This is a genomic window from Chitinivibrionales bacterium (genome assembly GCA_014728215.1).
Lineage (GTDB): Bacteria > Fibrobacterota > Chitinivibrionia > Chitinivibrionales > WJKA01 > WJKA01.
The window spans coordinates 1-14,907 of sequence record WJLZ01000006.1 but is presented as its reverse complement, the minus strand read 5'-3'; the positions used below and the strand labels follow the sequence as shown (position 1 = coordinate 14,907).

Sequence of the window (14,907 nt, the reverse complement as noted above, 5' to 3'; positions counted from 1 at the left end):
TATGGTTTCAACACGGTCCCACTGCGATTGATTCGCCGGTTTCCGGTAAATGCAAATATCAGTATCTTCACCTTCACTTTCCCCGCACGATGTCGCTGCGATAATCGAGCCTTCTTTAGTGATGGTGATTCCCGATGGATGGTTGTAGGCTAATCCTGTCTCGACATACGTATGGCTGAGTATGGCGCTTTCATCACCGGCATTGACTACTAAATCAACAGCCGATACCATGCTTGTCACGCTGAGCACACAAATGATAAATCCGGCTATTGACCGCAACAGCAGGGATTGATTGTTTCGGGCACTTTGCATAATTAAACCCCTTTCGGTTAAAGTGACATAAATACCTGTACTTTCGATTACAAAGCTCTTCTATCAGAGCTACCAATAAATGTAGCGATAAAAACATGGCAAATCAGACCAATTTTTGGTATATTATTTATTTATAATTGAACTTATGGTTTAATTATTGAGCGAGCACTTATGAAAAGCACAAAAAAGCCCGCAGTGCAAAAGGCATATACAAGCATATTTAAAGGTATCAGCTCAGGTGATTATGCTCCTCATCAGCCCCTCCCCTCCCTCAGCACACTGGCTTCCGAGATCGGCGTCTCCCGCAATTCGGTCCTCTCCGCGCTGAAAAAATTGAGTGAAGATTCCATTGTAGTCTCAAAACGGGGGGCGGGATATTTCCCGATGGATCGCCCAGGCACAGACCTGGTGAATGAAACCTGCTTTGAGCCGCAAATCGGCGCCGAATTCAATACAATCGAGCGGATTGTCTCTCAGATAAAGCAGGATATCGCCGACGGTGCTTTCAGCCGGAAAGATAAGCTGCCATCTCTTAAAAGCATGTGCGCCACCTATGCGACATCATACCCAAGCATGAAAGCGGCTTTGTCGGTTTTAGCCGATGAATGTTTGATTCAGATCCAGGGAAGCAGGCGCCGGATAGTGCTTAACAAAAAGCAGGGTAATTGCAAACGGGTCCGTATCCTCACCCTGCTCCAGTACGATGGGAAAATACCGTCGGAGGGCTTTATCCCGGATATGATCCGTCTTCTGGAACTGGAATCGGACAGGCTTGGATTACATATCGAGCTGATCGGCTATTTCAGCCTTCACGAGTCGCATATCGAAGATTACACTGACCCGGATTCCGCCACTGTACCTTTTGTGCTATATGGCGAAACAAAACCCTTTCACCTGACCGATTCAGACCAGGTTGCCGGGTATATTCATCTTGTCGGATACCAGACTGTCGGAAGCAGGCTTGTCGAGCGGTGGTTATCCCATATTACCAAGCCGATCTCCGTATTCAACACGGCCGGCGATACGACATTGCCCCCCTTTTTGAGCAAACCGCATGTCCGCTTTTTCTCCTGCGCAACATCAAAGAAAGCCGGCCTGATTGCCGGCAATGCCGCATTGCAGGCAGGACACCGTCATATCGCCTGGATCTCGCCGTTCCATGAATCCTCCTGGTCGCGCAACCGCCTGAAAGGATTGCAACAGGCGTTCCTTACCGGCAATACAGAGCGTTCGATTCAGGCCTTTACGCTTAACAAACCGTCAAATATCTATGGTTATTATTTCAAGGAATCACAGGAACGGTGCAACTATAAACCGCTCAACGAAGCATTTACGGCATGGAGAAAATCCAATCCTGTCGAATTCGGGGATGCACTCGAGCATCTTTTCAGGTACGAAATACCCATTAAAGCATTGCCCGGAGCGGTGCTTGCCGGAAAGATGAAAGCGATTTTTGCAAAAGCGCTCACGTACAAAAACATTTCACTCTGGATCTGTGCCAACGACTGGGTTGCCCTGCAGGCGATCTCATTCTGCAAAGCAGCCGGAGTGAATGTCCCCGAAAAAACAGCGGTCATGGGATTTGACAACAGCAGCGAATCACTTGTTGAGGGCCTGACCAGCTTTGATTTCGGTATCCGGTCTCTTGCCGGCCGCATGCTCGGTTTTATCGCCAACATGCGCCTCATTCCCTTCCGCAAACGACCGGTCGAAGAGCCGGGGAGGGTGATTTTCAGACAGTCGATGTGAGTGTACAGGTCCGATACCATTGACAAATAGCGAGGAAGCCGCGAATAGCCGCTCCCTCGCTTCACGTTTTATAGAACAAACAATGCTACTTCGCTATCGGCAATTTCATGCACCGCACCTGATCGGCCTGCCTGAGCTTGAGAATAAGCATCCCGCTTCCTGTTGAGGTATGGCTCAGTTCAAGCTTATGAGAACCTGCCGGCATCATGCCGTCGACAAAGGTCGCCACATTACGCCCTGTCAAGGTGAAGAGCTGCAGTTTCGTTGCACCTTTACCGGGCAGATAATAAGGCACGATTGTCTTGCCGGGCATGATCAGTGCAGGACCAAGCCGCATCTCAGGGCGAACGAGTGCCGGACCATGAAGTATGGGGGTAATTCCTCCCTCCATGGCTTTGATATCGAAACACCCCTGCGAAGACGCCATCATCAGGTCGTCATAGTGAAGGTCATAAATCCCTTCGCCGGCAATACCAACGAAATACTGGCTCAGGTGCATTGAATCCAGACGAAGGAGCAGGATTTTATTCTGCATCCCGAAAAAGATCGAATCGCTGTGGTGCTTGTTAATTGCAGAGCAGGTAATACCGTTCCCGCCGCCGGGCACTTCCGAAGTAATCGAATCATTGAGCGTTACACCCCGGTCGAATGAAACAGCTACTTTGAATGCGCCGCCCACAACCAGCGTATCGATCTGGCCGTTGACAACCGAAATCGTGCGTACCGGTTCGTTGCCGGGATCGCCGGTATTCTGAATCTGGCCGTCATTATAGGGCCCGGCAGTAGAATCCCAGGTAACGCCGCCGTCAAAGCTCCGGTACAGGTAGCCCGAGGTATAGCCGGTCCCCACGTATATCGCTTTCTCGCCGGTTGCACTGTCGATACCCACAACGACCGTATTGACCGCCTGCCTGAATTCCGGATGGACCGACCAGGTGGCGCCGGAGTCAACCGAAAGGAACAAATACCCTCTGTCAAGTTGTCCCGATGCCCTGAATGCAGCAAAGACCGAATCTGCAGAATAAAACGCAAAGCGCATTACCTCGCGGCCTCCTGGTACATGACCGGATTCATACCCCGAAATTTGATCATAGGGTAACTGCGTCCACGAGCTTTCATCCATGCCGCCGTTTACAGAGCGATACAAACCATTGCCGCCGCCGTAAAGAATCAGGGCGCTGTCATAGGGGCTTACTGCAACAGCCCGCCCGCCTTCAAGCAACGGATAAGCGCCATGGGGGTCCGCCCACTTTTCCGCCGGCTCAATGGTGGTATCGAGATATGCCGTAGTAACCGCAAGGCCGCTTGCCGTCGCCAGATAGACCCGATCAAAATTATTCGGGTCCTGTGCAATCTGATACACCGAAACAGCAGACATGCCTTCAAAACTTAAACTATAGGGCCCGGAAACACCGGTGGTACTGATATTGGGCCCATCATACCGGAAACCGAAATAGGTATTGGTGTTGGGTATGCAGAACATTACGTTATCAACAGTGCCTTCGCCGGGAAGCCACATCTGTTCCCAGGTGGAACCGAGATCATCACTATAGAAAATGCATGACAACAGACGGATATGATCGGGTCCCGGAAGAGAATCATCCTGCAGCACAACAAGCATGTCACGGGGGCTCTCGCCCGGTGCACCTTCACTGCTGATCTTCTCCCATGTCTGGCCGCCGTCAAAACTTCGGTAAAATCGCTTATTCTCACCCGTTTCGGTCACAAAAAGCGTATCAGGCCCGAGCTTATTGACAAAGAGTTCATCAAAGCCGGTCGCTTTTTCGGTGCCGTCCATGACAACGATCTCGGTAAAGGACTTGCCGTCTTCGGTTTTGTACACCTGAAGTGTTTGCTGGGAAGCATCTGTACTGTCGGTGACAACCACATAAAACTGCATGCCTGTCGAATCTCCGGGAACCGGCGCGATATACCGTATATTCGGACGGTTATTACTTTGATAATCCTGATATGAGCTGTCCGGGAAAAACACCGGCATCCAATGCTGTCCGCTGTCGGGGGATACAATAACCTGGCTGTTGATCCCGAGATAGACAAACCCGTTTGCTACGGCAGCGCAGTTGGCCAGACCGACTGAAATCCGTTTGCCTGTTTGTGCAAAAATTGTGTCTGCCAGATACCCGTCAATAGCATGATCGACAAGGGTGCGCCAGTTTTCGCCATCGGTCGAGATCACTGCAGCCGTTGCTGTAATCGCGACACTCACACCGTTATCACTGACTACCTGGTACGATGATCCTGCCCAGCCGCGCTCATCCATAAGCGGGCATCCCTGCGGCGGCTGCCATGTGGGTGGCTGTGATGGGTCCGGGGGCGGCTCGTTGGGGTCCGGTTCCGGCGGCTTGCAACTGTCCGGAGGCTCATCCATATATTTAAGTGAATCATTCGGAAAAGACTGGGCCCATGTTATTCCCGAGTCCACCGAAGAAAACATCGACAGCGCACCTTCAACGGTGGCAAAGAGCACTCCATGCTTACTGTCAAAGGCATAGCCGGTGACTCGTCCGCCGTAAAGACCGACATTTTCCCGGTCTGCGCCATACCCCTGCATCGGCGGTTGCGCAGATGCCACAAATACAGCACCCAAAAGCAACGGGAAAAAACGGGAAAGCTTCATAGGACCCCCTGCTAATTAATGGTTTATTAATGTGAAATTGAGTTTGGCAAAAGGATTTTGTGTGGTTTCATAGTTGCGATAATGGTTCATGCATATAAACAGTGCTCATTATACCCTGAAATACGATGTGCTGTCAAGGTTAAATTAAGCGCCTAAGTGACGGTTCTGCGTAAATCATGATAATTAAATGAGATAGGAAGTAGTTTATTGAGTGAAGCAGGGGAATTTTGGAGAAATTGCATTTGGTAAGGGGATTGCCAATCCCCTTAAAATCCCACATGGAAAATGCCTGTTATATTCATGCCGTCAATGCCGGCATGCGTGGGCTGAGTGGTGGGTGATGAGCGTTTGTTGATGGATTTCATTGCTGTCAATTGCCCGGCATTGCGAAATTACCTTTTGAGCTCGATTGAGCAGTTATGATAGCCCACGCCACCTTTGTATCTGTCCATGATTCGTGAACAGGCTTGATCAGTTCAGTTTGATCGACAATTCCGGCCTTTATCCAGATATAATCCGGTTCGTGCGGATGAATCGTGTAGATAGGCGATCCGCAATTGCTGCAGAATGCCCGAACTATCGCATTGCCGCTGTCGGCGATATATTCTCTCTCCTTGATATATTCCTTGCCGCTGAATTGCAGCGATTTTATTTGCAATTGTAGTGAGACATTAAATGCACTGCCGGTTGTTCTCCGGCAATCATCACAATGGCAATATGCAGCCGGGCCCAATTCTCCCGAGTAATTGAACCCGACATTTCCGCAGGTACAGTGGCCGGTTAGTTTTTCCATTTATTACTTCTTTCAATGATAATCATTTGATCACAGCCCTCTTTCCGCAATACTCTCCGCCATCAAGTGTTATAATATATAAACCGCCTCTTATTTTATCGACGTGATTCATCGGTTCATTGGCAAATCGCCTTCCCTGAAGATCATAAATTGAAAGGTCCGGCCGACGATTTGTTATCCGCAGCGCCGGAGCAAAATCGACATCCTTCGATTCCGGCAAAAACAGGGTTTTATCCCCAGCGATACCGGTCATCGCTTCGGAATGCGATGCGCACATGAAAAACCAGTATTCACTCGTGCGATTAGGGAAATCTTCCTTGAACAGAGCATCGCTGCCTTCATCGACAATCGCCGGAAGCGTCGAGCTATAGGGGCCGCTGTTGTTTGCCAGGATTACGGCGCTGCTGCTGTTGTCAACGAATACCAGTGTGTCGTCGTTATGAACCCCGAATGTCCCGCCTAAAAGCTCAACCCGGCTGTTGTCCCGTATCTGCACACCGGGCATGTCCTGACGTTCCGATTTGTAGCCCATCTGCACCCATTGACAATTGTTGACTGTCAGATACCGGACCCCCTCGGCATTGATCCATCTCCCCCACACCTGTGCATTGGTGACATTTTCGATCCTCATCTGCCCCACTGTACAGAGATGCCATTTCTGCCGGGTGCCGTCGTTCCTGATTTCACCCCACTGGCCGCTTGCAAGCATGATCACCGTACGGCTGGACCGATTGTCAACAATCACCTCCTTGGCATCCATGATTACCAGCGGGGTCGATGATGACTCATCGATCCGGAGTGTGCCGTCCAGATCGTGCGACATGCCGTCAATGCGAATTACCGTCGACGGCACCGTTACCGTACCGAACGCATAGGGTGTTTTGCCGGGAAAATAAACCGTCTCCTTGCCGGCATTCATGGCGGCCTGCACGGAAGCTTCGTCATATCCGGAAGGTTTCACCCATTGGGCGGTCGATTCCGAAAATGGGACGATCGGGACGTCTTCAATGGGTACCCGCATGGAATAGTCCGATTGCCGGGTAATGCGCCAGTCGTACGAAGTATACTCGCTGATGTTGCCGGTCACTATGTCGCTGCCGGCTTTGCGCACTGATGTTCCATATCCTCCCACGACAATATCGCGGGCGAACAAATGACCGTTTCCTTTGATATCGATTGCCGTATTCGATTCAGCGCCTCCGTCAAGCTCACTTTCCAATAGAATAACCTGGGCCGGATTTTCAACCAGCTCGATCGCCGGTGCGGTTGTTTCTGTTGTCAATTTTCTGATTGTCGTTGAGGCCTCCGCTATCGAGAAAGCGGCTGTGCGCTGGTTGTTCAGCGTGATATGCTCGAATACCGGATGCGACGCCCGTTCCGATCCGTCACTTTTTATGCCGTATTCGAAACCATCAATGGTAATATCCTGATAATAGCCGGCGGCTACCGCAATGCGGAGATGAAGCCCGATTGCTCCGGCGCCGGGATCGGCTTTGATCAGTACATTCATGATCAGGCCCGAATTCGCGCTCCAGTAGTCAATCCCGACCGCACCGGCATTGCTGGTGACATCGATCGTCATATTGCGGCACCCGTGTACTTTGCAGGCCCAGTTGTTGAATTCTACCCCCGGGCGGGCAAAGGGGAATACCGCCTTTGGATTCTGCGGGTCGCCAAAGCCCGTACTGTTCGGCGCCAGGCGGACTATTGTGCCGTTGCGGCTTTGGCCGATAAATTTCATGCCCACGACATTTTCGTTTCTGTCAACACGGCCTTCATCAAACCGGGTCGGGCCACTGTAGGTAATCATGTCGGTAACGTTATAGATGCCGTCGGGAAGATAGATGATATATAGCCCATCAGGGTTCTTGATCACATCCTCATTGTTATACGCCCTTCCGTTATCCATGAGCTGAAGAACATGATCGAACGCATCGATAAAGGCCTGGAGATCATCGGTTGTGCCGTCCCCTGCAGCAGCGGTAAGGCTGGCCTGAGGGGGATTGGTTATGTCGTAAACACACCCGCCGTTCTGAATGAGGGCATCGTCGGGATAGTTGATAACATAGCCTGGATTTCTATCTGCGGCAAAACAGAGAGTCGTACAGAAAAATATTCCCGCAATGAAGCGGAAAATCATGAGAGATGCTGATTGATGCACTTTTGCCCTCCAAATGGGATAATTGTCCTGCTATATTTTCTATATTTTATACTGAAAGCCGGTTCAAAACAGAATTTAACTTTTATACTGGTCAAATTCAACTTTTTTTTAAGTTAGATTTAACTTATAAACTGGTTATAAGTAATAATTCAGCCAAAGCGATAACCCGAAGACAGTACCAATATACTATTCTTTATCGCTCCTGCAGGGCGCAGATTCTCTCTGCTTTGCTTTTAATCCAACTATCCATCGCAAATCAACAGCCGGATTTATTATATTGATAGAAAAGCACCGGCATCTTTTTCAGACAGCGTATTGGAGGGAGGGTCCATGAATTCGATATTCCGCACGTACAAAGGCTGCTGTGTATATCCTGGTATCGCAATGATACTGGTAGCAGCCGCCATCGCATCTGCTGAAACAAAATTCGAAACGCTCAACGGATTCGAGCCGCATTTTGTGCTGCCGCCCGAACAGACAACGGTCAGGAATATCAAAACCGATTACGGTGCGGTTGGTGACGGTCAGACTGATGACACACAGGCATTCAAAGACTGGCTGGCCGCAAAAGAACGGCGATTATATATTCCCGAAGGCACCTATCTTATCAGTGAACCGCTCCGGTGGACAGACGGCATGAAAAAAGTGGCGATATTCGGAGAGCAGCGCAGCACGACAATTATCAAGCTGGCCGACAGCAGCAGCGGATTTGCCGACACTACTATTCCGCAAGCTTTTATCCACACCAAGGCGCCGAATGAATCACCCGAACAGAATTTTTATACCAGTATTCGTCATGTGACAATTGAAATCGGCACCGGCAATCCGGGCGCGGTTGCGCTGGTGTTCCATACCAACAACACCGGCATGATAAAAGATGTGACAATCAGAGCACCCGACCCCGACAACAGTAAAGGCTTTATCGGCGCGGCATTCGGCGATCACAGTTTCGGCCCCGGAAGCGCCCGGTATCTTGAAGTCGAAGGGTTCCGGACCGGCGTCTACGTCGGAAGCGCCCAGAACCATGTTACCCTGGAGCACCTTACGGTCAAAAACTGTGCGCTGGGTATCCATGGAAGCGGCTTGCCGTGGCACCTGCTTTACAACGGTGCTGAATCACTCACCTGGGACGGTCTGTATGACCTTCGTGTTTCGGCAAACCCCGACACACTTGCCGGCAACGGCTACGGCCTGAGCATGCGCGGCATTACCACCGAATCGTGTCTGCAGGGAATACAACTTGACATCGGCGACACCTCGGACCATGGCCATGCGGGACATGCGGTTATGACCGACGTCCAGCTCAACGGCGGCTCGGGTGGCGATGCCATGTCGATCAATGCTGTCGCACAGATCTCAAAGCTCGAAACTGATGGATACGACCGGGCAATCAACTCGGTCACGCCGGCAGGCAACAACGATGGTCCTGATGTTTCATTCTATGCATCCCACGATGTTATCAGCAACTGGACACCAGGGGCGGGTATGGATGGATCATTGCTTATTCCGGTAAGCGAAAGCCCCGAGCTGCAATACCCGCAATCGTCAAGCGACTGGGCAGTGATCGGCGCAGGAATCGGCGATATTACCTTGGCCTTGCAGACTGCAATCGATAACGGCGTAAAGACAATTTATATTCAGGGCGGCATAATTTCCGACACAATTCATCTACGTAATAATCTCGAGCGGATTATGTGCCTGGGATGGAACCCGCTGGGATTCAATACCGATTCGACAACCCCTGTCTTTCGTCTTGAAGACGGCACCGCACCGTTTGTTATCGTCGAGTTCATCTATAAAAGCAGCGGCACCAGTTCGCTTATCTACGAACAGGCCTCAACCCGGCAGTTCGTGATTCGTCAGGGATCGGGCAATTATGCGAATACACCGGAATCGTATGGCGGGCAATTATTCATTGAAAGCCATGTTTCCGACCAGGTAAGCTTTGTCAAGCTTCTGGTTCGTGCACGGGATCTCAATACCGAGCTGGGCGGCGACAATGTGCCCAATGTTCTCAACGACAGCAGTGTCGTCTGGATACTGGGACATAAAACAGAAGATTTCGCCACCAAGATCAAAACAGTGAATAACGGTATCACCGAGCTGTTAGGCGGCACCTACCGTCAGAACTGGGGCACCAATAAAGCAACCGATACGCTGGTGGAAAATAATCCGCTTTTCATTGTCGATAACGCACATGCCGCACTCTCATTCTGTACCTGGCAGGCATGGTGGAAAGTATCCACTAACTATAAATACATGGTACAGGAAACCCGCGGCACCGAAACCAGAAATATCATGCATCAGCAGTACGATGCAGTCAATGGCTATAACGGCAGGCAGGCCTTGTTTGTCGGCTATAACCGCACGGTTGATTTGGTGCGCCGCCCTATTCTGAGCAATCGAAGCCGGTTACGGTTTGATGGTTTTCGTACCGTCTCATTCTTTACTGCGCAGGGACGGCTTGTTTCGAAATTCACGGCCGATAAAACTGCCGATTTGCAAGGAGAAATCTTCCGCCGGCAGGCGCTGATGCCCGCCGGGTTTTATCTGATCAGGATCAGTGATAAAAATAAGACGGTCATGATCAACACCCGGGGCGTGCTGCTGGATTGATGCGACTATAGACGAAGAGTCGTGGGAACATCCTGCGGCCCGATACAAGTACAATTTGCAAGCTTCTTGCGCGGCAGATTCTTGCAGAATATGCAGAAATGGACTTTTCTGTTTTTTTAAAAAAATGCCTTTAATTAGGTCTGACAAACATTATGTTTATTAAACCTAATTATAACTACTCATCATTTTTTGCAATAAAAAATCATGATATTCTCAAAAGCGATTATAGCATTGGGGATGATGTGCTGCGGGGCCGACCGGACAGCATTGAAAAGCAATTGCGGCAGAGCTCTTCAAATGCATTGTTTCCTCCATACATTTGATCAAAGAATTGAAAATCAATCCATGAATATTTTTCTTGCTTTGCTCATACCCGAACTACGGTCTCGCAGAAAATAGACGCCTTTGGGCGGCGTATGGGTATTTCGATGCGATATTCCCTTGACAGAACGTCCAAGCATGTCGATAATTTCAGCATCCTGCAGTGCGGCATTGCGGATTCCGACGGGTGCATTGCTTAAATGCTGTTTGCTCCACGCCACGGTAGCCTGGGCAAGCGGGGGCAAATTTGTGACAAACGCTCGTGTTTCCCAGCGTTCAAGCGAAAATTCAAACGACCCATTTCCGCCACTGACGGTGAAATCAAATATGTCGTTGCTCTGGACATCGCTTGCCCTATAAGAACCATTATCGATACCATGCAGCGCAACCTTAGCGGTAATGCCGCTTTTATTGTCGATATAATCTCGTGTGGCGATAATGATTACGCGCTCATTCTGATCGACAAATGCATACCCGGTAACATCGCCTTCAAATCGTACCGGAGTCAGCGAAACCGGTATCTGATTGACATTTTCGATATCGTACAGCGGAGCGATCGACTCGAGTTTTTGTCGTTCGGTATCGCTCAGCAATGAGAGGCCGTCGGTAACCCAGACTGTGGGATACGCGGAGGGCTGTAGATTTTCAAGGCCGCTGTTACCGACATAATAGCCGGGAAAGAAATTGCCGTTGGAAACGCCTCGTGCTTTTTCGCCGATTTTATCAAGCGGATCGTATTGCTGTTGCCCATCGTCTTCAAGTGCTTTTTCGATTGTTGTGGAATAATAGAATCCGGCGCCATAGGGTCGCGTGGGGTAACTTTGCCTGACAATGTTTTCGTACAGGGCTTTTGGCCATATTTCCTTTGTTGCATGTGTCAGGATATATTCTCCGGCGCGCTCTACCTCTCCGGATCGTGCAGCCAGATGCGTCCACCCTAAAAGCATCCAGGCGCCATCCATGAGCTTGTGCTGTAATTCGGTCTTTTCAGCATTGCTGAATGATTTCGCCTCCGAGCGGTCGATTGCCGCATACTGGTCGGTGCCCGTGCGATTATCACCCGGATAGGAGTCGCTATTGGTTATCGGCATGAAAATCCCCCGGCTGATATCCGGTTCCCGACACAGGTGTGTGCCGACCTGAGCGGTATAGGCCGAAAGCTGTCCCCCGCCCACGCCGCGGTCATGCGGCATGCTCCAGCTTTCCACATGGTAATAAAAGCGCTTGCCGTCATCGATATTTTTTCGCATCCAGATCGGGTCCGCTCCGCCATAGCGCAAGCCGTGGGCGAAAATATGCTTTTGCATAACGCAAATCGCCTTTTTGCCGGTCTTTGCCTCGATCCGCTTGATCATTTCAGCCCACCAGCCGCCGTACATATTGCACATGTAGTCGGTCCAGGTGCTGAAATGATTATCTCTGATATCGGTTGCGTGCGCCGATACACTCGAGCCGGCTACTGATATACCGCTCCACTGCTCGAAATCCTTGACAATCGATTCGGAGAAGTCCTGCTCTTTCACCGAACTGTGCGGTATCATGTCCGCATAGTCCGCAAGGGAGACGCCGCCGGCGTTGATTGCCGCGCAGCGACGAGCGATGCGCTCGGCATACCATTCTCCATAGGTGGTTACATTGGATTCCCGGTCCGGATCGTCCGTATCGAGCGGGCGGTTGGGACTGATCCAGGCGTCTTTGGGATCGCCGTCGGACTGATAGCTCCTGCTCCAGACGGTGCCATCAGGCTTGCGGACAAAATAGTGTTCACGCGTCTGGTTCCAGTTGCGATATGCTTCCACGCAGGGGTCGCTGGAAGGATCGCCGCCATCATAGGTACTGCTCCACATCATCAGGCCGATTATCGGCATGATTCCTTGTGCATAATCTTCATCGTTGAGCCGCGTTGCCGTGGACACCGTACTACTGCTTGATAGATCGGGATCCGCTTCCCAGAACAACTGTTGATATATTCTGCCGCCGTGTCCCCAGTTCGAATCGAACAGGTCGTCGTCGTAGGGGGGGTGCTGATGATCCGGCATTGCGCAATGGCCGGCACTTTGCATGGATAGTATTGCAAGAATCGTTACATGTGCTAGATATTTTTTCATTGTAAACATCGCCTCCTTGTTAAGTTCATATAAGCCCTCATTAACCCTTGCTGCAATGAACCGCCGTTCACATCAATGCCGCTTTCCATGTTGCTTTTTTAAGACTTTCTCTGCTGATAAGCCTGTTGTAATCAAGCTATGTGCAGTAATATAGCGAAAAAACCATGCATTTGCGCTGAAAAAAAGCGGTGCCGTCATATTACTGTGTACATATTGTACACAGTAATTGTTATAACACATTGATAAATATATCTCTTCAATAAATTATCTATATTTCAAGAGCATCAATGTACACGCTCTCTATCCAGTAGCGGCATCAACTACCACGATCCACTCAAGTTTGTAAATAACAGCAGCGAGATTTCCGGCAGCCGTGTCAGTGGTTACGGATCCGTTGAGTGATACAAACGGCTTTATGGTATGGGACCCGGATCCGGCGTATTGTCGGCGGAATTCACTTCACAGTGGAGCAATATTGCATGTGCTTGATGATCGGCGATTTCGACGGTATCGCGGCCGGGCATTACTGAGGAAAAAACATCATTCATCATTGAAGGTATTGTCGGTGGTTGACTCTGCAGCTTTGCCGGGCTTTGCAGCGGCAGCGGAAGATAATCTACCGGCCGGATCCGGCCCTGCGGGACAGCGCTAAAATTCAAGCGCTCCATACTCAATCAGCCGCGAGTCTATCCGCTGATTTTCATAGCTGAGCCTGATCCATGCATTGGTGCGCGCCCGGTTTTCCACGCGCACTTCATCGATCCATCCTTTGAAAAACGCAGAGCCGCCTTTCTGACAGCCCAGATAGGTTCCGAAATCGCTCTCTGTGTAGTAATTAATTGCTGCATGAGAGGTAAATCGGCCGTTTGGAACGCCGTCAATATAAAAAAGTCCGATACCGGTAGCGCCGTCAAAGCTTCCGGTGATATGCATCCATTTCTGGTCCGGAATAGAATACACCGATTCCAGAACATGATAGAAACTATCGATATCGGCAATTTGAAATCCGATGATTGAGGGATCATAGCGCAATTCGATCGTGTAGGAGAAATAAGGTTTTGCGGTATGGCCTTTATTGATAATTTTTGCAACGCGCTCCTGAGGGCCATCGGTCCTGATCCAGCAGGAAAGCGTAAGGCTGGGCGGTTCAAGCGTGAGGGCATCGGCAATAAACATGGAATCGGTGCCGTCAAAATAGCGGGCATCGCCGATATATCCGGAAGCGGCGTCGGTACAATCGACCAGCACCGTATTGCCGTTTGGCGTCGCATCAGCTAGCGGTGCTGTCGGGCTGAAATGCCATACACCGGCGAAACCGTCTGATGTATCATAGATTGTGGAATCAGCGGAAGCGGCTTGATCATTCCCCCATCGCATCTGAATAAACTGCGTATCGCATGCGCCGTAGACCGTATCCATTAATACCCAGACAGCGGCATTTTGTGTGACAGGATCCCAGAAATCAACCTCATGTCCGAGCGGTGTACCGTCGGGTTTGGTGAATCGAAGGTCTGCGCCGTCTGGCTGGAAATCCGAAACCTGAAATTCGAAATCCGAAAGGGGAAAACGGACCAGAAGCGGAAATTTGACTACAGTGCTGTCTATGCCGGCGCCGACCGGGGTTGTGTTCAGATAGAGCATTGCGGAGTTTGACCATCGGACATCGGCGGAAATGCCGGTCTGCGAACCACTGTTTACCTGAAGCCCGCCGACTGCCATTTCCTTCCCTGAAACCGTATCGCTGTCTGCAATTCGCAGGCGGAAAAGGCCGGCCGGAAGATTATCGAACGAAAAGGAACCATCGGCCGGAACAGGGCTGCGGCGTTCCATTCCGTAAACCTGCACGATCTGCTCGCCGGGTATTTGAGCATTGACAACTGAGCCAGCAAGCGAGCCGGTCGGCTGAAGGATACGCTCAACCCGAACCGCAGTGTCGGCTGTTGCAAAATCAACCAGGACAGCGAATCCTTTATTATCGGCAATTTCCATGCGGTACTGCCCCTCGGCAAGACTGTCGACAACGATCCGCCCGGAATCGTCGGTAACAAGAGAATCGCCCGAAGAACTCCCGCCGCTCAAGTAGTCGGCAGGTCGGATCCTTGCAACGGCCCCGGCCGCAGGAGTGGTATCATCGTACCGGATCACGGCAATAATTTTCGGGTTGCCCGAATCGGAGCTTCCGCTGGCGGTCTGGGTGGGTGCACTGCTG

General features: G+C 50.6%; 9 protein-coding genes. 2 read left to right on the top strand and 7 right to left on the bottom strand.

Annotation, left to right across the window (positions count from 1 at the left end; translation table 11 throughout):
• Window positions 1-312: hypothetical protein (locus GF401_00420; protein ID MBD3343507.1), on the bottom strand; the 312-nt coding region annotated here is incomplete at its 3' end.
• Window positions 313-483: 171 nt separating this feature from the next.
• Between GF401_00420 and GF401_00415 the strand changes: the two genes are divergently transcribed.
• Window positions 484-2,061, top strand: coding sequence for a GntR family transcriptional regulator (locus GF401_00415; protein MBD3343506.1), 1,578 nt, complete (start codon window positions 484-486; stop codon window positions 2,059-2,061).
• Between the two features lie 85 nt (window positions 2,062-2,146).
• Here the strand turns inward: GF401_00415 and GF401_00410 are convergent, their stop codons facing one another.
• The 3 genes from GF401_00410 to GF401_00400 all read right to left on the bottom strand — a co-directional run bounded on the left by GF401_00410 (window position 2,147) and on the right by GF401_00400 (window position 7,632).
• Window positions 2,147-4,699 (bottom strand): hypothetical protein, encoded by a 2,553-nt coding sequence (locus GF401_00410; protein MBD3343505.1) that lies wholly within the window; start codon window positions 4,697-4,699, stop codon window positions 2,147-2,149.
• Between the two features lie 370 nt (window positions 4,700-5,069).
• Window positions 5,070-5,492, bottom strand: a complete 423-nt coding sequence (locus GF401_00405) for a GFA family protein (protein MBD3343504.1) — start codon at window positions 5,490-5,492, stop codon at window positions 5,070-5,072.
• A 22-nt stretch (window positions 5,493-5,514) separates the two neighbouring features.
• Complete coding sequence (locus GF401_00400) at window positions 5,515-7,632, bottom strand: hypothetical protein (protein ID MBD3343503.1); 2,118 nt, start codon at window positions 7,630-7,632, stop codon at window positions 5,515-5,517.
• 351 nt (window positions 7,633-7,983) lie between these two features.
• On the opposite strand from GF401_00400, the gene GF401_00395 reads away from it, so the two are divergent.
• On the top strand, window positions 7,984-10,269 hold the full coding sequence (locus GF401_00395) for a hypothetical protein (protein MBD3343502.1): 2,286 nt from the start codon (window positions 7,984-7,986) through the stop codon (window positions 10,267-10,269).
• Between the two features lie 338 nt (window positions 10,270-10,607).
• Here the strand turns inward: GF401_00395 and GF401_00390 are convergent, their stop codons facing one another.
• The 3 genes from GF401_00390 to GF401_00380 all read right to left on the bottom strand — a co-directional run.
• The gene (locus tag GF401_00390) at window positions 10,608-12,698 is read right to left on the bottom strand and encodes a hypothetical protein (protein ID MBD3343501.1); all 2,091 of its coding nucleotides are present in this window, start codon (window positions 12,696-12,698) and stop codon (window positions 10,608-10,610) included.
• A gap of 413 nt (window positions 12,699-13,111) precedes the next feature.
• A complete protein-coding gene (locus GF401_00385) occupies window positions 13,112-13,366 on the bottom strand; it encodes a hypothetical protein (GenBank protein MBD3343500.1) in 255 nt (84 codons plus the stop codon).
• On the bottom strand, window positions 13,347-14,907 hold a 1,561-nt coding region (locus tag GF401_00380), incomplete at its 5' end, for a DUF2341 domain-containing protein (protein ID MBD3343499.1). The genes GF401_00380 and GF401_00385, both read right to left, overlap by 20 nt.

Bases quoted from the DNA above. Each gene is read 5' to 3' on its own strand.
- GF401_00390 (MBD3343501.1), bottom strand. From the start codon at position 12,698: ATGAAAAAATATCTAGCACATGTAACGATTCTTGCAATACTATCCATG.
- GF401_00400 (MBD3343503.1), bottom strand. From the start codon at position 7,632: ATGATTTTCCGCTTCATTGCGGGAATATTTTTCTGTACGACTCTCTGT.
- GF401_00395 (MBD3343502.1), top strand. From the start codon at position 7,984: ATGAATTCGATATTCCGCACGTACAAAGGCTGCTGTGTATATCCTGGT.
- GF401_00405 (MBD3343504.1), bottom strand. From the start codon at position 5,492: ATGGAAAAACTAACCGGCCACTGTACCTGCGGAAATGTCGGGTTCAAT.
- GF401_00385 (MBD3343500.1), bottom strand. From the start codon at position 13,366: ATGGAGCGCTTGAATTTTAGCGCTGTCCCGCAGGGCCGGATCCGGCCG.
- GF401_00410 (MBD3343505.1), bottom strand. From the start codon at position 4,699: ATGAAGCTTTCCCGTTTTTTCCCGTTGCTTTTGGGTGCTGTATTTGTG.
- GF401_00415 (MBD3343506.1), top strand. From the start codon at position 484: ATGAAAAGCACAAAAAAGCCCGCAGTGCAAAAGGCATATACAAGCATA.